Origin of the sequence: Variovorax sp. Sphag1AA (assembly GCF_014192575.1) — a bacterium.
Classification (GTDB): domain Bacteria; phylum Pseudomonadota; class Gammaproteobacteria; order Burkholderiales; family Burkholderiaceae_C; genus Variovorax.
Genome location: NZ_JACHYC010000004.1, coordinates 596,071 through 617,946 on the forward strand (window position 1 = coordinate 596,071; position 21,876 = coordinate 617,946).

Genomic DNA, 21,876 nt, shown 5'->3' on the forward strand with positions numbered 1-21,876 from the left:
TTCGTCTCGCCGTCATCCTCAATATCAATCAATCCACTCCACATGACCAAGGCCAAGTGGACCGCGACGGCATTGCTGCTCGTCGTGGCCGTCGCTGCCGGCGCCTATCTGTCCGGCTTCATCACGCTGCTGCTGCTCAAGCTCCCGGTGCATTCCCTTGCGTGGCACACCTATCTCGACTACGCGCGCGTGCTCGATCACCCGCAAGTGCAACCGCATGTCGACCGCATCAAATTGGCCGGCATGATTGGCTTCGGTCTGTCCTTGACACTTTGGCTGATGCTCCTTGCACTGGCGGCGCGGGCAAAAGCCGCTTCTCTCCACGGAGAAGCGCGCTTCGCCACTCGCTCGGATCTGGCGCGCAGCGGAATGCTCAAGTCCACGACAAATGGAATCCTGGTCGGCAAACTGGGACGCGATCTGCTGCGCCTTTCCGGTCAGCAGTTCGTGATCCTTGCAGCACCGACGCGCTCGGGCAAAGGTGTCGGCGTTGTGATCCCCAACCTGCTGGACTATCAGGAATCGATGGTGGTCCTCGACATCAAGCAGGAGAACTACGACCTGACGAGCGGATGGCGAGCCAGTCAAGGTCAGCAGATCTTCCTCTTCAATCCCTTTGCAGAGGACAGGCGCACCCACCGCTGGAATCCGCTGAGCTATGTGTCGAATGATCCGGCGTTCCGCGTCTCCGACCTGATGAGCATCGCCGCAATGCTCTACCCCGACGGTGCGGACGACCAGAAGTTCTGGGTCAGCCAGGCGCGAAACGCATTCATGGCATTTGCGCTCTATCTTTTCGAGAAATGGGAAGCGGACGAAGAGCAAGGCTTGCCCATGCACTTTCGCTCGATACGCACGCTGGGGCAAATCTACAGGCTGTCGTCAGGCGACGGGTCCGATCTGCGTGCGTTCTACCAGTCGTTGGCCCAGTCGCCCTTTCTCAGCGAGAACGCCCAATCCGCTTTCTCGAATCTGCTTTCGCAGGCTGCCGAAACCTTTGCGTCAATCCTCGGTACGTTCAAGGAGCCGCTCAACGCCTGGATCAATCCAGTGCTCGATGCAGCGACCAGCGCTGATGACTTCCTGCTCACCGACGTGCGCAAGAAGAAGATGACGATCTACATCGGCATCCAACCGAACAAGCTTGCCGAGAGCCGGCTGATCGTGAATCTCTTCTTCAGCCAGCTCATCAACGTGAATACGAGGGAGCTGCCGCAGAACAATCAGGCGCTCAAGCACCAGTGCCTGCTGTTGATGGACGAGTTCACGAGCATCGGCAAGGTGGACATCATCGCCAAGGCAGTGAGCTACATGGCCGGCTACAACATCCGGCTCCTGCCCATCGTTCAAAGCATGGCGCAACTCGATGCGACGTACGGCAAGGAGGTGGCCCGCACGTTGGTCACGAACCACGCGCTGCAGATCGTCTATGCGCCTCGCGAGCAGCAGGACGCAAACGACTATTCGGAGATGCTCGGCTACACCACGGTGCGCAAGGAGAATCTCACGCGCAACCGCGGCGATGTGTCACGCGCCCAAAGTGAGGAGCGACGCGCACTCATGCTGCCGCAGGAGCTGAAGGCGATGGGACCGGACAAGGAAGTCTTCTTGTATGAAGGCATACCCCATCCCGTGCTTTGCGAAAAGATCCGCTACTACCAGGATCCCTACTTCAAGACGCGGCTGCTGTCCAAAGTCGAGATCCCGGCACTGTCGGTCTGAGCGACCTCTGTCAGGCCGCCAGCAACTGCCGCAGCACGAATGGCAGGATGCCGCCGTGCTTGTAGTAGTCGACCTCGATCGGCGTGTCGATGCGCAGGCGCACCGTCACCTCCTGGTGGCTGCCATCGGCCCGGTGAACGACGAGCTTGACGTCCATCTGGGGCTTGAGCTCGCCGCCGACCACAACGTCGATCTTCTCGTTGCCGGTCAGGCCGAGACTTTCCCAGGAATCGGCGCCACGGAACTGCAGCGGGAGCACGCCCATGCCAACCAGGTTCGCGCGATGGATGCGCTCGAAGCTGCGCGCCACCACGGCCTTGATGCCGAGCAGCTGCGTGCCCTTCGCAGCCCAGTCGCGCGATGAGCCGGTACCGTATTCCTCGCCGCCGAAGACGATGGTCGGCACGCCTTGCTCGATGTACTTCATCGCAGCGTCGTAGATCGCCATCTTCTCGCCGCTCGGCTGGAACAGCGTCACGCCGCCCTCTTCGCGCGAGCCGTCGGCGGCCGCCGGGATCATGAGGTTCTTGATGCGCACGTTGGCGAAGGTGCCGCGCATCATCACTTCGTGGTTGCCGCGCCGTGAACCGTAGCTGTTGAAGTCGGCCTTCTGCACGCCGTTCGCCTTCAGCCAGATGCCTGCGGGCGAGCTTTCCTTGATCGACCCGGCCGGTGAGATGTGGTCGGTCGTGATCGAGTCGCCGAAGAGCGCCATGACGCGCGCACCCGTGAAGCCCGCATCGGCCGCATGCGGCTCCATCTTGAAGCCGTCGAAGAACGGCGGCTCGGCGATGTAGGTGGATTCGGGCCAGTCGTACACCTGCCCCGTCACGCCCTTGATGCTGCTCCACAGCTTGCCGGGGTTGTCCTTGATCTGCTCGTAGTTCTGGCGGAACGCCTTGGCGTTCATTGCATAGCGCAGGTTCTCGTCGATTTCCTTTGCAGTGGGCCAGATGTCGCCGAGGTAGACGTCCTGTCCCTTCTTGCCCTTGCCGACCGGCTGGGTCATCAGGTCGACCATCACGTTGCCAGCAATCGCGTAGGCGACGACCAGCGGAGGCGATGCCAGGAAGTTGGCCTTCAGGTTCGGATGGATGCGCGCCTCGAAGTTGCGGTTGCCGGACAGCACCGCTGCACCCACGAGGTTGTTCTTCGTGATCACGTCGTTGATTTCGGGCGCAAGATCGCCTGCGTTGCCGATGCAGGTGGTGCACCCGTAGCCGGCCAGATAGAACCCGAGCTTTTCGAGATACGGCAACAGGCCCGCTTTCTCCAGGTACTCGGTCACGATGCGCGAGCCGGGCGCAAGCGAGGTCTTCACATGCGGCTTGACCGAAAGCCCAGCCTCCACCGCCTTCTTGGCGAGAAGACCGGCCGCAAGCAGCACGCTCGGATTGGACGTATTGGTGCACGAGGTGATCGCCGCAATCAGGACATCGCCATTGCCGATCGCGACATCGTCGTTGGGCAGCGGATGGCGCACCCTCAGCGAATCGGCCGGCAGATTGAAGCCGTTCGCTTCGATCGGCTTGCTATAGAGCTCCGAGAACTTCGTCGCGAGGTCGCCCAGGTTGATGCGGTCCTGCGGACGCTTCGGGCCTGCAAGGCTCGGCGTTACGGTGCCGAGGTCGAGCCGGACGACCTTGGTGTAGTTGAGCGCGCCAGGCGCGGGCATGCCGAAGAGGCCTTGCGCCTTGTAGTAGGCCTCGAATCGCTCGACTTCCGCATCGGTACGGCCGGTTCCCTTGAAGTAGGCGACCGTCATTTCGTCGACCGGGAAGAAGCCCATGGTCGCACCGTACTCGGGCGCCATGTTGCCGATCGTGGCGCGGTCGGGCACCGCGATCGATGCCGCTCCGGGGCCGAAGAATTCGACGAACTTGCCAACCACCTTCTCGCTGCGCAGGATCGACGTGACATACAGCACCAGGTCGGTCGCAGTCACGCCTTCGCGCAGCTTGCCGGTCAGCTCGAAGCCCACCACATCGGGCGTCAGGAAGTACACAGGCTGCCCCAGCATCGCGGCTTCGGCCTCGATGCCGCCGACGCCCCAACCGACCACGCCGATGCCGTTGATCATGGTTGTGTGGCTGTCGGTGCCGACCAGCGAATCGGGGTAGTAGACCGGCGGATCACCGTTGTCGTTCGCGCTCTTGTAGACACCGCGCGCAAAGTATTCGAGATTGACCTGGTGCACGATGCCGAAGCCTGGCGGCACGACACCGAAGGTGTCGAAGGCCTGCATGCCCCACTTCATGAACTGGTAGCGCTCGTTGTTGCGCTGGAACTCCAGCTTCATGTTCAGGTCGAGCGCCTTTGGCGTGCCGTAGTAGTCCACCATCACGGAGTGGTCGACCACGAGATCGACCGGCACCAGCGGCTCGATCGTCTTGGGCGACTTGCCAAGCGACGAGGCCACGCTGCGCATTGCAGCAAGATCAGCCAGCAGCGGCACGCCGGTGAAGTCCTGCAGGACCACGCGCGTGACGACGAAGGGGATCTCCTCGGTGCGCTCCGCGTTGGGCGCCCAGTTGGCGAGCTGCTCGACGTGCTCGGCAGTCACCTTCTGGCCATCGCAATTGCGCAGCACGGATTCGAGAACGATACGGATCGAAACCGGCAGCTTGTCGACGTTCGGGTACTGCTTGGCAAGCTCCTTGAGCGACCAGTATTTCCCGGCCTTCCCCGATGCGGTCTTGAAGGTTTTCAACATGGGGGCAAAGGCATGTGCCGGTTCTTTGGCCATAGGGAAACTCCTGTGATTCGTGGAAGCCTCGCAAAGATAGCAGGCTTCGATGACATCGGCAGCAGTCCGGCGCCGTAGCCCCGTCATGACGTGCGAGGTCATGGCGTTCGCGCACGAGATCACTAGGATGCGCGCATGACGCTTCGAAGCACACCGCCGACCGCCGCCGATCCTTTTGGCATCCACCTGAGGCACTGGCGACAGCATCGCCGGCTGAGCCAGCTCGATCTGGCGAACGAGGCGCAGGTGTCGACAAGGCATCTGAGCTATGTCGAGACTGGCCGCGCGGAACCCAGCCGCGAGATGGTGCTGCGCCTCGCCGAGCGGCTGGAGGTGCCGCTACGCGAGCGCAATGCCCTGCTGGTGGCGGCCGGCTACGCGCCGATGTACCGACAGCGCTCGCTCGACGACCCGGCGCTGGCCTCGGCACGGCGGGCGGTCGACCTCGTTCTCAAAGGCCACGAGCCCTTTCCGGCGCTCGCGGTCGACCGGCACTGGAATCTGGTCGCGCACAACGCGCTGGTCCCTTTGCTCATGGCCGGCGCCGCGCCCGAGCTGCTCAAGCCGCCGATCAATGTGCTCCGGCTCAGCCTGCACCCCGAGGGACTGGCGCCGCGGATTGCCAATCTGCAGCAATGGCGCGCGCATCTGTTGGAGCGGCTTCAGCAGCAGGTCGCCGCGACCGGCGACGTCGCCCTTTCGGCGCTCCACGATGAGTTGGCAGGCTATCCGCTCCCCAACGTCGGGCACGACGCACCAAGAGCCGCCGGAGAACTCGCGAACGTCGTCGTGCCCTTCCAGCTCGTGACGCCCAACGGCATCCTGAGCTTCATCAGTACGACCACGATCTTTGGAACTCCCGTGGATGTGACTCTGCAGGAGCTTGCGGTGGAATCCTTCTTCCCAGCCGATGCAGAGACGGCGAAGGCGCTGTCGACACTGGCGGCATCACCGCAAGGCTGAGGGTCTACTGCTCGACGGCAAATAGCCGCCATTCCTGCGGAAGGCCCTTCAGGTGCCGCATCCCCCGATCCTGGAACGCCAGGCCGGAGCCTGCGACCAGATCCCTGACCGTGCTCGACACGAGCACTTCGCCGCCCTGTGCCTGCGCCGCGACCCGCGCACCGGTGTGGACTGCAATGCCGGCCACCTTTCCGCCCATCACCTCGCACTCCCCGGTATGCAGGCCGGCACGGATCTCGAGTCCTAGCGTACGGACCTCGCGGACGAGCGCGCAGGCGCAGCGCACTGCACGCGCCGGGCCATCGAAGGTCGCCAGGAAGCCATCACCCGCGGTGTCGATCTCGCGCCCGCGAAAGCGCTCCAGATCCCGACGCACCATCGCGCGGTGACTTTCGAGCAGGTCGTGCCAGGCCCGGTCGCCGACTGCCGCCGCGCGTTCCGTCGCGCCCACGATGTCGGTGAACATGACAGTGACCAGCAACCGGTCGGGTTCGGCGCCCAAGTGAGTCCCGGTGAGGAACTCCTCGATCTCATCGAGGATGACGTCGCTGTCGCAGCCCCAGGGGACGTGATCGATGCCCTCCAGCGCGATCAGCTTCGCGCCCGCGATGTGATCGCTCATGTACTGGCCCGCGCCGAAATCGACGACGCGATCGTTCCGGCTGTGCAGTACCAGCGTGGGCACGCGGACGGCGGGCAGCACATGGCGGATGTCGATATCCATGTTCATGCGCAACGCTCTCGCCGCGGCCGCGGGGCTCGCGCTGGAGCGAAGCCAGCGGGCCCACCACTGACGACTGCGCTCGTCATGGCCTTGACTGGGCCATCGCGCATCGAGGCCGACCGGACCGCCCCAATCACGCTCCACTTCTTCAGTGAAGGCGAGAAACTGCTCCCGCGTCGGTCCCCAGGGATAGTCGGGTGCGCTGGTGCGGCGGGCGAATGCACCGACCATCATGAGCGCCGAAGCGCGCTCGGGGTAAGTGGCGGCAAAGAGCGCGCACATCGCGCCACCTTCCGAATTCCCGAGCAGCGCTGCCCGCTGCGAGCCCACGGCATCCATCACCGCGCGCACGTCGTCCATACGGACCTCGAGGCTTGGGATGTCGCTGACGCGATCAGACAACCCGGTGCCGCGCTTGTCGAAAAGGATGAGGCGGGAAAACGAGGCCAGACGCGTCAGCATCCGTGCCATGGCTGGCTCTTCCCAGAACACGTCGAGGTTCGATACCCAACCCGGCACCAGTACGAGATCGATCGGACCGTCGCCTACGGTCTGGTAGGCGATGTTGACTTCGCCGCTCTTCGCGTAGCGGGTAGTGGGAAGCATGGGGTGCGCCTCGAAGCACCGGCAGCCGGCTCGGCGAGAAAGCTTGCCACAAATCGATCTGCAGCGCGACCGGCGCAGCGCCAATGAAAAAGCCCCGCCGGGGCGGGGCTTTCGGAACCATCGGACCTGCGATCAGGCCGTGACGGTCGCGGCGACTTCGGTGTAGTCCTGGATCTTGTCGAAGTTGAGGTACTGGTAGATCTGCGAGCTGGCGGCATCGAGCACGCCGGCGCTCGCCATGTACTCTTCCTTCGTCGGGATGCGGCCGAGGCGCGAGCAGATCGCGGCCAGTTCGGCGCTGCCGAGGTACACGTTGGTGTTCTTGCCCAGGCGGTTCGGGAAGTTCCGCGTGCTGGTCGACATCACCGTCGCGCCCTCGCGCACCTGTGCCTGGTTGCCCATGCACAGCGAGCAGCCCGGCATCTCGGTACGTGCACCCGCGTTGCCGAACACGCCGTAGTGGCCTTCTTCGGTGAGCTGGTGCGCGTCCATCTTGGTCGGCGGTGCGATCCACAGCTTGACCGGGATGTCGCGCTTGCCTTCGAGCAGCTTGGAAGCCGCGCGGAAGTGACCGATGTTGGTCATGCACGAACCGATAAACACTTCGTCGATCTGCGCGCCGGCCACATCCGACAGCGTCTTCACGTCGTCAGGATCGTTCGGGCAGGCCACGATCGGCTCGTGGATGTCGGCCAGGTCGATCTCGATCACGGCTGCGTATTCGGCGTCATCGTCGCCCTTCAGCAGCTGCGGGTCCTTCAGCCACGCTTCTTGCGCGGCGATACGGCGAGCCAGCGTGCGCGCGTCGGCGTAGCCCTCAGCGATCATCCACTTCATCAGCGTGACGTTGCTGTTGATGTACTCGGCGATCGGTTCCTTGTTCAGGTGAACCGTGCAGCCGGCGGCAGAGCGCTCGGCCGAAGCGTCGCTCAGCTCGAAAGCCTGCTCGACCTTCAGATCCGGCAGACCTTCGATTTCGAGGATGCGGCCCGAGAAGATGTTCTTCTTGCCCTTCTTCTCGACCGTCAGCAGGCCTTGCTTGATCGCATACAGCGGGATCGCATTCACGAGATCGCGCAGGGTCACGCCCGGCTGCATCTTGCCCTTGAAGCGCACGAGCACCGATTCAGGCATGTCGAGCGGCATCACGCCGGTCGCGGCCGCGAAAGCCACAAGGCCCGAGCCAGCCGGGAAGCTGATGCCGATCGGGAAGCGGGTGTGGCTGTCGCCGCCGGTGCCCACGGTGTCGGGGGTCAGCAGGCGGTTGAGCCAGCTGTGGATCACGCCGTCGCCCGGACGCAGCGAAACGCCGCCACGGGTCGAGATGAAGTCCGGCAGCTCGTGGTGCATCTTCACGTCGACCTTCTTCGGATAGGCCGCCGTATGGCAGAACGATTGCATCACCAGGTCGGCGCTGAAGCCGAGGCAGGCGAGATCCTTGAGCTCGTCGCGGGTCATCGGGCCGGTGGTGTCCTGGCTGCCGACCGAGGTCATCTTCGGTTCGCAGTAGGTGCCCGGACGCACGCCTTGGCCTTCCGGCAGACCGCACGCGCGGCCGACCATCTTCTGAGCGAGCGAGAAACCCTTCTTGGTGTCGACCGGGCTCACCGGCAGGCGGAACAGCGTCGAGACCGGCAGGCCCAGCGCTTCACGCGCCTTGGCGGTCAGGCCGCGGCCGATGATCAGCGGAATGCGGCCACCGGCACGCACTTCGTCGAAAAGCACATCGCTCTTGACCTTGAATTCGGCGATGACCTTGCCGTCCTTCAGCGCCTTGCCTTCGTAGGGACGCAGCTCGACCACGTCGCCCATTTCCATCTGGCTCACGTCCAGTTCGATCGGCAGCGCGCCGGCGTCTTCCATCGTGTTGTAGAAGATCGGAGCGATCTTGTTGCCGAGGCAAACGCCGCCGAAGCGCTTGTTGGGTATGAAGGGGATGTCGTCGCCCGTGAACCACAGCACCGAATTGGTGGCCGACTTGCGGCTGGAGCCGGTGCCGACCACGTCGCCGACGTACGCGACCAGATGGCCCTTGGCCTTCAGCGATTCGATGAACTTGACCGGACCGCGCTTGCCGTCTTCTTCCGGCTGGAACGACGCGCCGTCGCGCTTGTTCTTGAGCATCGCGAGCGCGTGCATCGGGATGTCGGGACGCGTGGTCGCATCGGGTGCGGGCGACAGGTCGTCCGTGTTGGTTTCGCCAGGCACCTTGAAGACGGTGATCGTCAGGCTCTGCGGCACTTCCGGACGACCGGTGAACCACTCGGCATCAGCCCAGCTTTGCAGCACGGCCTTGGCGTTGGCGTTGCCCTTGTCGGCCTTTTCCTTGACGTCATGGAACTGGTCGAACATCAGGAGCGTCTTCTTCAGGCCATCTGCGGCGACGGCGCCGACTTCGGCGTCATCGAGCAGGTCGACCAGCGGTCCAATGTTGTAGCCGCCGAGCATGGTGCCGAGCAGTTCGGTCGCACGGGCGCGCGACAGCAGTGCACTCTTTTCGGTGCCGTGGGCCACGGCGGCCAGATAGCTCGCCTTCACCTTGGCCGCGTCGTCCACGCCGGCGGGCACGCGATTCGTCAGCAGGTCGAGCAACTGCTCGGCGTTGGCCGAGGCCGGCGCCTTCATGAGCTCGATCAGCTCGGCAGTCTGCTTCGCGGTCAGCGGCAGGGGCGGAATACCGAGCGCGGCGCGTTCGGCAACGTGGTCAGCGTAGGCTTGCAACATCTTCTTTTCTCCGGAAACACAAATTGGCGACGGCTCTCGCGATGTAGCAAGAGCCGCGCCTCGGGACTTACTGTTTAGGCGTATCAGCGCCTTCGAACAGGCTCTTGGGTGGGTTCTTCTTCATGTCCTCGGCAACTTCGACCTGCTTGGCTGCCTGGCATTCATCGGCCAGACGCAGGCCCTGCTTCTGGCTCATGAGCATCGACTTGTTGCCCAGCTGCAGCCACATGGCGCCGCGGGCGGGATCTTCGAGTCGGACGGCGCCGGTGCGGCTTTCGACCGGATGGATGCGATAGCGGACGCCGGCGTGGGTCAGCGTGAAGAAGCCCGGCTTCTTGGGATCAGGTTCGATGTTCACGCTGGCGCCGAGCTCACACTTGATGGTGCCGGTCAGCACGGTCTCGGCCACCTTCAGATCCTGCTCCGACAGGGCCACATCGGTTTCTTCGCCGATGGGCTTTGCTTCTTCAAGCTTCTTGATGACGCGCTTGGGCACCACCTTCTGCACTGCCTTCTTGGTGGGCGTATTCGCTGCCGGCTTCGCCGTGGAGCTCGCGGTGCTGCTCTGGGCCATCGCTGCCAGCGGCAAGGTCAGCGCAGCAGCGGCAATCAGCGCAATAGTCTTCATGTGTCGTTCTCTCTCGCGGTTGAGTTTCAGGATGAGGAAGGGGCGAACCAGGCGTGCGCCTCAGGGGGCAAGGCGCGACCCGTGGCATGCGCCCTTTCCAGGACCTGCCAGAAATGGCGGTAACTGGCGCGGTCATGCAATGTGCCATCGATACTGACCGGCGCCCACGCGGCGGCGGCCGCGGCAGCGATTATTTTTGTTGCGATTTGAATCTGGCCTTCTTCGGGCGCGAAGGCTTCGAGAATCGGACGGATCTGGCTCGGATGAATGCTCCACATCCGCGTATAGCCGAACTCATTCGCGGCCTTCTTCGCGCCAGCGCGCATGGCGTCGACATCGCTGAATTCGGTGACCACGCAATGCGATGGCACCTTGCCATGGGCGTGAGCGGCGGAAGCAATCTCGAGCTTCGCGCGCACCACGAGCGGGTGCGTGAACTGTCCTTTGGCACCCATGCCATCGGCCGGGATCGCACCGCCATGTGCGGAAACGAAATCCATCAGGCCGAAGCTCAGAGACTGCACGCGCGGATGCGCCGCGATCTCGAATGCATGGTGAACCGCGAGCGGCGACTCGATCAGCACATGCAGCGGCAGGGCTTCGGCGCCCGCAGCTTCGAGCGCTTCTGTGGCCACCAGCACGTCTTCGACCGACTCCACCTTCGGAACCATCAGGTGACTCAGGCGATGACCCGCACGGCCCGCGATGGTGATCACGTCCCCAGCGAACGAAGGATGGTCGACCGGATGAACCCGCACACCGACCCGCATGTCGGGCGCGGCGGCCAGTGCGAGTTCGGTGACCAGCGCCGCATGCTCGGCCTCTCCGCCGACGGGCGCACCGTCTTCACAATCGAGCGTGACGTCGAAGACACATGCGCCGAACTCGTCGGCCATCTCGGCCTGCAGCGCGAGGCTCTTGCGCATGCGCGCTTCCACACCGCTGTAGTGGTCGCAGACCGGCAGTACGACACCGCCTGCCTGTGCGCCCAGCAGCACAGTGCGCGGATGGGCTGTGGAAGAAGATGCCGCGCTCATCGTGTTGCTCCTCACGCCTTCCGTTGTGCCACGATGAACATGCGCGGAAAAGCCAGCAGACGGCGGCCGTCAGCGCGTGGCGCATAGGCGGCGTCGATGCGGCGCTCGTACTCGGCGAGGTAGCTGGATTTCAGTTCCGGCGTCAGGCGATCGACAAAGGGCTTCAGGCCCGTGCCACTGACCCATTCGACGATGGCGGCGGCCGAAGCCATGGGGTGCTGGTAGGCGGTGCGCCAGACATCGACATTGGTCATATCGGCGTTGGCCGCGAGAAGGTCGTAATAGCCCTCGATGCCCAGCAGCTCGGTGCGGATCTTGTCGGCATCGCCGATGGCATTCGCCCACGGTGCCTCCGACGCGACCTCTCGCATGATGCGATGGGTGGGCTCTTGCCGGTTGTCCGGCATTTGGATCGCCAGCACGCCACCCGGCGCCAGGGCCGCGAAGAGCCTGGGGATCAAGGCTTCGTGGTCGGGCACCCATTGAAGGGCAGCGTTGGCGTAGATGAGGTCTGGCGGCGTCTCGGGCCGCCAGGTGGAAATATCGCTGAGCTCGAACCGAGCCTGGGGCAGCCGCTCTCGCGCACTGACCAGCATCGGTTCGGAGTTGTCGGTCCCGACGACTTGCGCGCCGGGGAACCGACGAACCAGCAGCTCGGTGGAATTGCCCGGCCCGCAACCGAGATCAAAGACGCGAGAGGCCTCGGTCAGCGGCACCCGGTCAAGCAGATCCTGCGCGGGACGGGTACGCTCGTCTTCGTAACGACGATAGAGCGCGGGGTTCCAGTCGAGCATGTCTGGTCAGGCTGAATCAGAGCAGGTGTGCGACGCCCGCTTGTTCGTCTTGCAGTTCCTTGAGCGTCTTGTTGATGCGCTCCTGGCTGAAGGCGTCGATCTCGAGGCCTTCGACGAGCTTGTATTCGCCGTTTTCGGTGGTGACCGGGAAGCCGAAGATCACGTCCTTCGGAATGCCGTACTGGCCGTCCGACGGGATGCCCATCGTGACCCACTTGCCGTTGGAGCCCAGGGCCCAGTCGCGCATGTGGTCGATGGCGGCGTTGGCAGCCGAGGCAGCCGACGACAGGCCGCGCGCTTCGATGATCGCGGCGCCGCGCTTGCCGACGGTGGGCAGGAACACGTCGGCATTCCAGACCTGGTCGTTGATGAGGTCCTTGACGCTCTTGCCGCCGACGGTGGCAAAGCGGTAGTCGGCGTACATCGTGGGCGAGTGGTTGCCCCAGACGGTCAGCTTCTCGATGTCACCCACGGCGGTGCCGGTCTTGGCAGCGATCTGGCTGGCAGCGCGGTTGTGATCCAGGCGCAGCATGGCGGTGAAGTTCTTGCGCGGCAGGCTCGGCGCGCTCTTCATCGCGATGTAGGCATTGGTGTTGGCGGGGTTGCCGACGACCAGCACCTTGACGTTGCGGCTTGCAACTTGGTCAAGGGCCTTGCCTTGGGCCGTGAAGATCTGTGCGTTGGCGGCCAGCAGGTCGGCACGTTCCATGCCGGGGCCGCGCGGACGGGCACCCACCAGCAGTGCGTAGTCGGCATCCTTGAAGGCAACCAGCGGGTCACCGGTGGGGATCACGCCGGCGAGCAGCGGGAACGCGCAGTCTTCGAGTTCCATGATCACGCCCTTGAGGGCTTTCTGGGCCTTCTCGTCGGGGATTTCGAGCAGTTGCAGGATGACCGGCTGGTCTTTGCCGAGCATTTCGCCGGAGGCGATTCGGAACAGCAGGGCGTAACCGATTTGGCCAGCGGCACCGGTGACGGCAACGCGAACGGGCTTTTTGCTCATGGGAAAACTCCAGGAAAAGATGAAAACGGTGCAAGGCCGCCAGGTGCGGCCGCGAAGGTCGGCCGGAGCTGCGTCGCCCCGACTTCAGGCCGTCGGCGATTCTATTCCGATTTGGGGTTTTGATGGCGCGTGTCTTATGTCTTATATAAGATATCGACCCGCAGGCGCGAGAACCGAGCGCCGAACGAACACATGAGCACCATTCCCACGTCCGCCGCTGAACTTCCGACGCCGTCGTTCAGTCCGCTCTATCAGCAGATCAAGTCGCTGATCCTGCAGAGCCTGCATGCCGGCGAATGGAAACCGGGCGAGCCGATTCCGAGCGAAATCGACCTCGCCGCGCGCTTTCGCGTGAGCCAGGGAACGGTGCGCAAAGCAATTGACGAACTCGCCGCCGAGAACCTCGTCGTTCGCCGTCAAGGCAAGGGCACTTTCGTCGCGACGCATGCGGAACAGCATGTGCAATACCGATTCCTGAAGCTGGTGCCGGACACCGGCGATGTCGACAGCGAGGGCCCAGCCGAACGCCAGATCGTGGACTGCCGCCGGCTTCGCGCAACCGCGGACGTGGCGCGCCTGCTGGCGCTTCGCACGGGCGATGCAGTGCTGCAGGTACGACGAGTGCTTTCCTATCGCGGCACGCCGACCATCCTCGAAGACCTCTGGCTACCAGGAGCGCCGTTCAAGGGCCTGACCGCAGAACGCCTCGCCGAGTGGCATGGGCCGATGTATGAAATGTTCGAGACGGAGTTCGGCGTTCGCATGGTGCGAGCCGAGGAAAAGCTTCGTGCCGTCCTGCCCGACGAGGCGCAGGCCGCCCTGCTTGGCGTCACAACCGGGACACCACTCCTGAGCGTCGAACGCGTGGCGCACACCTATCACGACACTCCGATGGAGCTGCGCCGCGGCCTGTATCGCACGGACACGCACCACTACCGCAATGAACTCGGCTAAAGCTCGCTTCGCGGGCGCCGACATCCTAGTGCGCCAGTGCGATGACCTGCCGACTCATGCAGACGCATGGTGCATTGCAATAGAATTTTGAGTTGTTTGCATTTCTGCTACAGATCAAGCCGCCCATCTAAAAATACCGAAAGCCCACATGACAGAGCTGGCCACACCACCCCGACCGCCGCGGCGCGAGTTCCGCAACATCAACGCAATCACCGATCTGACAACCTACCGGCTTCCTCCGGCCGGCATCGTGTCGATCCTCCACCGCGTGAGTGGCGTGCTGATGTTCCTGCTGCTGCCGTTCATCATCTGGATGTTCGACACGTCGGTCTCCTCCGAAATCTCGTTTGCGCGTTTCAAGGCCGCCTTCAACAGCGGCCTTGGTTTCGTTCCGGGCTGGTTCATCAAGCTCGTGGCCCTCGCCTTGATCTGGGCTTACCTCCATCACATCATTGCCGGCCTGCGCCATCTGTGGATGGACGTCAGCCACGCTGCCGTGAGCAAAGAGTTCGGCAAGAGCTCCGCAATCGCAACGCTCGTCATCAGCATCCTGTTGACAGTGATCCTCGGCGCCAAGCTGTTCGGCCTGTACTGATAAGGAGCAATCGATGTCTGTGAACTACGGCTCCAAGCGTACCGTCGTCGGCGCGCACTATGGTCTTCGCGACTGGCTCAGCCAACGCATCACGGGCGCCCTGATGGCGCTCTTCACGGTGATCCTCCTGGTGCAGGTCATCTTCACCCGCGGCCCGATCGGCTACGACCTTTGGGCCGGCATCTTCGCCGCCCAATGGATGAAGGTGCTGACCTTCGTCGTCATCGCTTCGCTGCTCTATCACGTCTGGGTGGGCATGCGCGACGTATGGATGGACTACGTCCAGCCTGTCGGCATCCGCCTCGTACTGCAGGTTTTCACGATCGTCTGGCTTGTGGCATGCGCGGGTTGGGCCATTCAAGTGCTCTGGAGAGTTTGACCCCATGACATACACCAAAGAACAAATCACAAAGCGCAAGTTCGACGTCGTCATCATCGGCGCCGGCGGCTCCGGCATGCGCGCATCGCTGCAACTCTCGCGTGCCGGCCTCAATGTGGCCGTGCTGTCGAAGGTGTTCCCGACCCGTTCGCACACGGTCGCCGCACAGGGCGGCGTGGGTGCATCGCTCGGCAACATGAGCGAAGACAACTGGCACTATCACTTCTACGACACCGTCAAGGGCTCCGACTGGCTCGGCGACCAGGACGCCATCGAGTTCATGTGCCGCGAAGCACCGAAGGTCGTCTACGAGCTCGAGCACTTCGGCATGCCCTTCGACCGCAATCCGGACGGCACCATCTACCAGCGTCCGTTCGGCGGCCACACCGCCAACTACGGCGAGAAGCCTGTTCAACGCGCATGCGCCGCGGCTGACCGCACCGGCCACGCGATGCTGCACACGCTCTATCAGAAGAACGTCGAGGCTCGCACCCAGTTCTTCGTCGAATGGATGGCCCTCGACCTGATCCGCGACGCCGAAGGCGACGTGGTCGGCGTGACCGCCCTCGAAATGGAAACCGGCGACTTGCACATCCTGCAGGCCAAGACCGTGCTGCTGGCCACCGGCGGCGCAGGCCGGATCTTCGCGGCGTCGACCAACGCCTTCATCAACACCGGTGACGGCCTCGGCATGGCCGCGCGCGCCGGCATCCCGCTGCAGGACATGGAGTTCTGGCAGTTCCACCCGACCGGCGTGGCCGGCGCCGGCGTGCTGCTGACCGAAGGCTGCCGCGGCGAAGGCGCGATCCTGCTGAACAGCAATGGCGAGCGCTTCATGGAACGCTACGCGCCGACGCTGAAGGACCTCGCACCACGCGACTTCGTCTCGCGCTCGATGGACCAGGAAATCAAGGAAGGTCGCGGCTGCGGTCCGAACAAGGACTACGTGCTGCTCAAGCTCGACCACCTCGGCGCCGACACCATCCACAAGCGCCTGCCCTCGGTGTACGAGATCGGCGTCAACTTCGCGAACGTCGACATCACGAAGGAACCCATCCCGGTCGTGCCGACCATCCACTACCAGATGGGCGGCATCCCCACCAACATCAACGGCCAGGTCGTGGTGCAGCAAGGTGACGAGCACAACGCAGTCGTGAACGGCCTCTACGCCGTCGGCGAATGCTCGTGCGTGAGCGTGCACGGCGCCAACCGCCTCGGCACCAACTCGCTGCTCGACCTGCTGGTGTTCGGCCGCGCCGCCGGCAACCACATCGTCGCGTTCGCTGACAAGCAGAAGGAGCACAAGCCGCTGCCGGCCGATGCAGCCGACCGCACGCTCGAGCGCCTCAATGCACTCGAAAAGTCCACTGGTGGCGAATACGCGCAGGACGTCGCCAACGAGATCCGCTCGGTCATGCAGCAGCATGCCGCCGTGTTCCGCAAGCAAGCGTCGATGGACGAAGGTGTCCAGAAGATCGCAGCCGTGCGCGAGCGCGTCTCGAAGGTCACGCTGGCCGACAAGTCGCGCGTCTTCAACACGGCGCGCATCGAAGCGCTCGAAGTCGACAACCTGATCGAAGTTGCGCAGGCCACCATGGTCTCGGCAGCAGCCCGCAAGGAATGCCGCGGCGCGCACACCGTCGAGGACTACGAGCGTCCGGCGGACGATCCGGTCGCGCCGCTCGGCCGCGACGACGCGAACTGGATGAAGCACACCCTCTGGTACAGCGAGGGCAACCGCCTCTCGTACAAGCCCGTCCGCATGAAGCCGCTGACGGTCGACACCGTGCCGCCCAAGGTCCGCACGTTCTAAGTCACAACAAGGTTTTCACGATGAAGCGCACTTTCCAGATCTATCGCTACGACCCCGACAAGGACGCCAAGCCGTACATGCAGACCGTCGAGGTCGAGCTTGACGGCCACGAGCGCATGCTGCTCGACGCCCTGATCAAGCTCAAGGCGCAAGATCCCACCATCTCGTTCCGCCGCTCCTGCCGCGAAGGCGTCTGCGGCTCCGACGCGATGAACATCAATGGCAAGAACGGCCTCGCCTGCCTGACGAACATGCGCACGCTGAAGGGCACGATCGTTCTCAAGCCGCTGCCCGGCCTGCCCGTGATCCGCGACCTGATCGTGGACATGACGCAGTTCTTCAAGCAGTACAACTCGATCAAGCCGTACCTTCAAAACGACACGGTGCCGCCCGAAAAGGAGCGCCTGCAGTCGCCTGAAGAGCGCGACGAGCTCAACGGCCTCTACGAGTGCATCCTGTGCGCGAGCTGCTCGACGAGCTGCCCGAGCTTCTGGTGGAACCCTGACAAGTTCGTCGGCCCGGCCGGCCTGCTGCAGGCCTACCGTTTCATCGCGGACAGCCGTGATGAAGCCACCGCCGAGCGCCTGGACAACCTCGAAGACCCGTATCGCCTGTTCCGCTGCCACACGATCATGAACTGCGTGGACGTCTGCCCGAAGGGCCTGAACCCCACGAAGGCGATCGGCAAGATCAAGGAATTGATGGTGCGTCGCGCCATCTAAGCGGTTTTGGACCCCATGCAAGCCCTTGACGACCTCGACCAGCCGATCGGCGCCCGCGCGCTGAGCAAGCTCAAATGGCGCTGTCGTCGGGGCCTGCTCGAAAACGACCTGTTCATTGCCCGTTTTTTTGAACGGCACGAAGAAAACCTGACCGTAAGGCAGGCACAGGCACTGGAGACATTGATGGACCTGTCGGACAACGATCTGCTCGACCTTCTGCTTGCGCGAAAGGAGCCTGAGCCTGCATGGGCCGGGGCCGGGGTGATCGAACTGCTGCAGCTGATGCGCACTGACGGTGCGCGATCCCTATCTTCCTGAACATTCCATTGAAAGACCCCGAAATGAAAGCATCCGAGACCAAGGCCACACTGTCGTTCAGCAACGGCGGACAAAGCGTCGACCTACCGATCTACAAGGGCACCATGGGCCCGGACGTGATCGACATCCGCAAGCTCTACGCCCAGACGGGCATGTTCACATATGACCCCGGCTTCATGTCGACGGCGTCGTGCGAATCGGCCATCACCTACATCGATGGCGACAAGGGTGAGCTGCTGTACCGCGGCTACCCCATCGAGCAACTCGCGACGAACTGCGACTTCCTCGAAACCTGCCACCTGCTGCTCTACGGAGAGCTGCCCAACGCAGACCAGAAGACCACCTTCACGAAGCTGGTGACCAACCACACGATGGTCAACGAGCAGATGCAGTTCTTCCTGCGCGGCTTCCGTCGTGACGCCCACCCGATGGCGATCATGACCGGCCTCGTCGGCGCCCTGTCGGCCTTCTATCACGACAGCACGGACATCACGAATCCGAAGCACCGTGAGATCGCCGCGATCCGCCTGATCGCGAAGATGCCGACGCTGGTCGCCATGGCCTACAAGTACACCGTGGGCCAGCCCTACATGTACCCGAAGAACGAACTCAGCTATGCAGGCAACTTCCTGCACATGATGTTCGCGACGCCGTGCGAAGAGTACAAGGTGAGCCCTGTGCTCGAGCGCGCACTCGACCGCATCTTCATCCTCCACGCAGACCACGAGCAGAACGCGTCGACCTCGACCGTCCGTCTGTGCGGCTCGTCGGGCACGAACCCGTTCGCGGCGATCGCAGCCGGTGTCGCATGCCTCTGGGGCCCTGCTCACGGCGGCGCCAATGAAGCGGCGCTCAACATGCTCTACGACATCCAGAAGGCTGGCGGCGTCGAGAAGATCGGCGAGTTCATCAAGCAGGTCAAGGACAAGAGCTCGAACGTCAAGCTGATGGGCTTCGGTCACCGCGTGTACAAGAACTACGACCCGCGCGCCAAGCTCATGCAGGAAACCTGCAAGGAAGTGCTCGGCGAACTGGGCCTCGAGAACGATCCGCTGTTCAAGCTGGCCATGGCGCTCGAGAAGATCGCTCTGGAAGACGAATACTTCGTGTCGCGCAAGCTCTACCCGAACGTCGACTTCTACTCCGGCATCGTCCAGCGCGCGATCGGCATCCCTGTGCCGCTCTTCACGGCCATCTTCGCGCTGGCCCGTACGGTCGGCTGGATCGCCCAGCTGAACGAAATGATCGGCGACCCCGACTACAAGATCGGCCGTCCGCGCCAGCTGTTCGAAGGCTCGGCCAAACGCGACGTCAAGCCCATCGCACAGCGCTGATTTCCGCTTTGCGCTCATCCAGGAAAGCTGCCTTCGGGCAGCTTTCTTGCGTTTTGGCTTACAGGCGGCTCCGCTCGGGACCGGTAACTTTTGATGCGGAGGGTTACTCCTCTCGTTTAGTCAACATCCGACCAAGGAGTCCGTCATGAAGAAACTTGCCGCATTGCTCGCCGTGACTTTCGCTTTCACCATCCCGCTCGCCGGTTGCAACACCATGAAGGGTGCCGGCCAGGATATCCAGAAGGGCGGCCAGAAGATGGAAGACGCTGCTCAGAAGAAGCAATAACAGCAAGCCGGGCGCCCCATCGCGCCAAAGCAGCAAAGCCATCGTGGATCACGATGGCTGAGGGGGTAAAACAGGGAGAAAATAGGGGCTTCCATCTCTGAACGAGATGCCAAGCCCCTATGCACGCTTCCGAACGCAGTTTTGCCCGCCGCATCGACCTCACGTCGCTGCAGTTGTTCGTGGCCGTCTGCGAACTTGGCAGCATCGGGCGGGCCGCCGAGCGCGAATTCATCGCTGCATCGGCAATCAGCAAACGGCTCTCGGATCTGGAGGCCACGCTCGGCACCCCGCTCCTCTACCGACACGCCAGAGGTGTCGACCTGACTCCCGCAGGCGAAAGCCTGTTGCATCACGCGCGCTCAGTGCTCTACAGCCTCGAGAAGATGCAGGGCGAGTTGAGCGAATACGCGGACGGCGTTCGCGGCCATGTCCGCGTTCACGCCAACATCTCGGCGATCGTGCAGTTCCTGCCGGAAGACCTCGGCGCGTTCACCCGCGAGCACGACGCGATCAAGATCGACCTCGAAGAGCATCTCAGCAGCGAAATCGTTCGCGCGGTGCATGAAGGCGCCGCCGACCTCGGCGTCTGCCACGTGCCCGAGGGCACGACCGAACTCCAGAGCCTGCCCTATCGCCATGACGCGCTGGTGCTCGTAGTGCCGGCGCGCCATGCGCTCGCGAAGCGGCAAGCCATCGACTTCGCCGACTCGCTTGAGTTCGATCACGTCGGCTTGCACACCAACAGCTCGATCTACGTGGCCATGCACCAGGCGGCACTTGCTGAAGGCCGGTCCATCAAGCTGCGCATCCATGTCACCGGCCTCGACGCCATGTGCCGAATGATCGACAACGGCCTCGGCATCGGCGTCATGCCGCTTCGAGCCTTCGAACTCATGCAGGGCGGCATCGGACGCGGCCTCAAGAGCATCGCACTCAATGACGCATGGGCCGATCGCGAGATCCGGCTCGTTGCGCGCGATTTCTCTTCGCTTCCCGTCGCCGCACGGCTGCTGGTGAAGCACTTGCACACCCCCTCCGCAGCCGAGCCGCTGGCTGCGTAGATCCGAGAATATTTCCCCACGAAAGAGACCACCATGGCACGCACGCTCTACGACAAACTCTGGGACGAACACGTCGTCCACACCGAGGAAGACGGCACCGCGATCCTCTACATCGATCGTCACCTCGTCCATGAAGTGACCAGCCCCCAGGCTTTCGAAGGCCTGCGTGAAGCCGGCCGCAAGCTGTGGCGCATCAGCTCGGTCGTGGCCACGGCCGACCACAACACGCCGACCACGCATTGGGAGCGCGGCTACGACGGCATTGCCGATCCGATCAGCAAGGAGCAGATCACCACGCTCGACAGCAACATCAAGGAATTCGGCGCCGCAGCCTTCTTCCCGTTCCTGAGCAAGCGCCAGGGCATCGTGCATGTGATCGGCCCCGAATCCGGCGCCACGCTGCCCGGCATGACCGTGGTCTGCGGTGACTCGCATACCTCGACGCACGGCGCCTTCGGCGCGCTCGCGCACGGCATCGGCACGAGCGAAGTCGAGCACGTCATGGCCACGCAAACGCTGCTCGCCAAGAAGGCCAAGAACCTGCTGGTGAAGGTCGAAGGCAAGCTGCCGCTGGGCTGCACCGCCAAGGACATCGTGCTCGCCATCATCGGCAAGATCGGCACCGCCGGCGGCACCGGCTACACGATCGAGTTCGCGGGCTCCGCGATCCGCGACCTCAGCATGGAAGGCCGCATGACCGTCTGCAACATGGCGATCGAAGCCGGCGCGCGCGCAGGGCTCGTCGCGGTCGACGAGAAGACGGTCGCCTACGTGAAGGGGCGCCCGCTTTCGCCGACCGGCGTCGAATGGGACCAGGCGGTCAACTACTGGAAGACGCTGCACTCCGATCCCGGTGCGCACTTCGATTCGGTGGTCGAGCTCGACGCCACGCAGATCCAGCCGCAAGTCACCTGGGGCACGTCGCCCGAGATGGTCGTGCCGATCGACGGCCGCGTGCCCGATCCCGACAAGGAAAAGGACGCCAACAAGCGCAATGCGATCGAACGCGCGCTCACCTACATGGGGCTCGAGCCGAACAAGCCGATGAACGACATCTTCATCGACAAGGTGTTCATCGGGTCATGCACCAACAGCCGCATCGAAGACATGCGCGAGGCCGCCGCAGTGGTCAAGAAGCTGGGCCAGAAGGTCGCGAAGAACGTCAAGCTCGCGATGGTCGTGCCAGGCTCCGGCGTGGTGAAGGAACAGGCCGAGCGCGAAGGCCTCGACCAGATCTTCAAGGCTGCAGGCTTCGAATGGCGCGAGCCGGGCTGCTCGATGTGCCTCGCGATGAACGCCGACCGACTGGAGCCTGGCGAGCGCTGCGCATCCACCAGCAACCGCAATTTCGAAGGACGCCAAGGCGCCGGTGGCCGCACCCACCTCGTCAGCCCCGCGATGGCCGCCGCTGCTGCCATCAACGGCCACTTCGTCGACGTCCGCCAATTCGCCTGAACCTGGAGCCAC

At 63.5% G+C, this 21,876-nt stretch carries 19 protein-coding genes; 12 read left to right on the forward strand and 7 right to left on the reverse strand.

Annotation, left to right across the window (positions count from 1 at the left end; translation table 11 throughout):
• Positions 1 to 42: 42 nt before the first annotated feature.
• The gene (locus FHW64_RS18880) at positions 43 to 1,722 is read left to right on the forward strand and encodes a type IV secretory system conjugative DNA transfer family protein (protein WP_184528929.1); all 1,680 of its coding nucleotides are present in this window, start codon (positions 43 to 45) and stop codon (positions 1,720 to 1,722) included.
• Positions 1,723 to 1,732: 10 nt separating this feature from the next.
• Here the strand turns inward: FHW64_RS18880 and acnA are convergent, their stop codons facing one another.
• Complete coding sequence (acnA, locus tag FHW64_RS18885; RefSeq protein WP_184528931.1) at positions 1,733 to 4,468, reverse strand: aconitate hydratase AcnA; 2,736 nt, start codon at positions 4,466 to 4,468, stop codon at positions 1,733 to 1,735.
• 135 nt (positions 4,469 to 4,603) lie between these two features.
• On the opposite strand from acnA, the gene FHW64_RS18890 reads away from it, so the two are divergent.
• Positions 4,604 to 5,431, forward strand: coding sequence for a helix-turn-helix domain-containing protein (locus FHW64_RS18890; RefSeq protein WP_184528933.1), 828 nt, complete (start codon positions 4,604 to 4,606; stop codon positions 5,429 to 5,431).
• Between the two features lie 4 nt (positions 5,432 to 5,435).
• Here FHW64_RS18890 and FHW64_RS18895 read toward each other — a convergent pair whose 3' ends face one another.
• From FHW64_RS18895 to FHW64_RS18920, 6 genes are all read right to left on the reverse strand, one after another.
• Entirely contained in the window at positions 5,436 to 6,761 is a 1,326-nt protein-coding gene (locus FHW64_RS18895; RefSeq protein WP_184528935.1) for an adenylate/guanylate cyclase domain-containing protein, read from the reverse strand.
• A 132-nt stretch (positions 6,762 to 6,893) separates the two neighbouring features.
• On the reverse strand, positions 6,894 to 9,485 hold the full coding sequence (locus tag FHW64_RS18900; RefSeq protein WP_184528937.1) for a bifunctional aconitate hydratase 2/2-methylisocitrate dehydratase: 2,592 nt from the start codon (positions 9,483 to 9,485) through the stop codon (positions 6,894 to 6,896).
• 67 nt (positions 9,486 to 9,552) lie between these two features.
• Positions 9,553 to 10,113 carry a hypothetical protein gene (locus FHW64_RS18905; protein WP_184528939.1) on the reverse strand — a complete coding sequence of 187 codons (561 nt, stop codon included), beginning with the start codon at positions 10,111 to 10,113 and terminating at the stop codon, positions 9,553 to 9,555.
• 26 nt (positions 10,114 to 10,139) lie between these two features.
• Positions 10,140 to 11,150, reverse strand: coding sequence for a CoA ester lyase (locus FHW64_RS18910; RefSeq protein WP_184528941.1), 1,011 nt, complete (start codon positions 11,148 to 11,150; stop codon positions 10,140 to 10,142).
• Positions 11,151 to 11,161: 11 nt separating this feature from the next.
• The gene (tam, locus tag FHW64_RS18915) at positions 11,162 to 11,944 is read right to left on the reverse strand and encodes a trans-aconitate 2-methyltransferase (protein WP_184528943.1); all 783 of its coding nucleotides are present in this window, start codon (positions 11,942 to 11,944) and stop codon (positions 11,162 to 11,164) included.
• A gap of 16 nt (positions 11,945 to 11,960) precedes the next feature.
• Positions 11,961 to 12,947, reverse strand: a complete 987-nt coding sequence (locus FHW64_RS18920) for a malate dehydrogenase (protein ID WP_184528945.1) — start codon at positions 12,945 to 12,947, stop codon at positions 11,961 to 11,963.
• 192 nt (positions 12,948 to 13,139) lie between these two features.
• On the opposite strand from FHW64_RS18920, the gene FHW64_RS18925 reads away from it, so the two are divergent.
• The 10 genes from FHW64_RS18925 (at position 13,140) to leuC (ending at position 21,864) form a co-directional block, all read left to right on the forward strand.
• Complete coding sequence (locus tag FHW64_RS18925) at positions 13,140 to 13,901, forward strand: GntR family transcriptional regulator (RefSeq protein ID WP_184528947.1); 762 nt, start codon at positions 13,140 to 13,142, stop codon at positions 13,899 to 13,901.
• Positions 13,902 to 14,049: 148 nt separating this feature from the next.
• Positions 14,050 to 14,496 (forward strand): succinate dehydrogenase, cytochrome b556 subunit, encoded by a 447-nt coding sequence (gene sdhC / locus FHW64_RS18930; protein ID WP_184528949.1) that lies wholly within the window; start codon positions 14,050 to 14,052, stop codon positions 14,494 to 14,496.
• 13 nt (positions 14,497 to 14,509) lie between these two features.
• On the forward strand, positions 14,510 to 14,875 hold the full coding sequence (gene sdhD / locus FHW64_RS18935) for a succinate dehydrogenase, hydrophobic membrane anchor protein (protein ID WP_184528951.1): 366 nt from the start codon (positions 14,510 to 14,512) through the stop codon (positions 14,873 to 14,875).
• A gap of 4 nt (positions 14,876 to 14,879) precedes the next feature.
• Entirely contained in the window at positions 14,880 to 16,688 is a 1,809-nt protein-coding gene (gene sdhA, locus FHW64_RS18940; protein WP_184528953.1) for a succinate dehydrogenase flavoprotein subunit, read from the forward strand.
• Between the two features lie 20 nt (positions 16,689 to 16,708).
• A complete protein-coding gene (locus FHW64_RS18945) occupies positions 16,709 to 17,410 on the forward strand; it encodes a succinate dehydrogenase iron-sulfur subunit (RefSeq protein ID WP_184528955.1) in 702 nt (233 codons plus the stop codon).
• A 15-nt stretch (positions 17,411 to 17,425) separates the two neighbouring features.
• Positions 17,426 to 17,728 carry a succinate dehydrogenase assembly factor 2 gene (locus tag FHW64_RS18950; protein ID WP_184528957.1) on the forward strand — a complete coding sequence of 101 codons (303 nt, stop codon included), beginning with the start codon at positions 17,426 to 17,428 and terminating at the stop codon, positions 17,726 to 17,728.
• Positions 17,729 to 17,751: 23 nt separating this feature from the next.
• Positions 17,752 to 19,062, forward strand: a complete 1,311-nt coding sequence (gene gltA, locus FHW64_RS18955) for a citrate synthase (RefSeq protein ID WP_184528959.1) — start codon at positions 17,752 to 17,754, stop codon at positions 19,060 to 19,062.
• Positions 19,063 to 19,207: 145 nt separating this feature from the next.
• Positions 19,208 to 19,348 (forward strand): entericidin A/B family lipoprotein, encoded by a 141-nt coding sequence (locus FHW64_RS18960; protein WP_093160723.1) that lies wholly within the window; start codon positions 19,208 to 19,210, stop codon positions 19,346 to 19,348.
• Positions 19,349 to 19,467: 119 nt separating this feature from the next.
• Entirely contained in the window at positions 19,468 to 20,409 is a 942-nt protein-coding gene (locus FHW64_RS18965; protein ID WP_184528961.1) for a LysR substrate-binding domain-containing protein, read from the forward strand.
• Between the two features lie 33 nt (positions 20,410 to 20,442).
• Entirely contained in the window at positions 20,443 to 21,864 is a 1,422-nt protein-coding gene (gene leuC, locus FHW64_RS18970) for a 3-isopropylmalate dehydratase large subunit (RefSeq protein ID WP_184528963.1), read from the forward strand.
• The last annotated feature ends 12 nt before the right edge of the window (positions 21,865 to 21,876 follow it).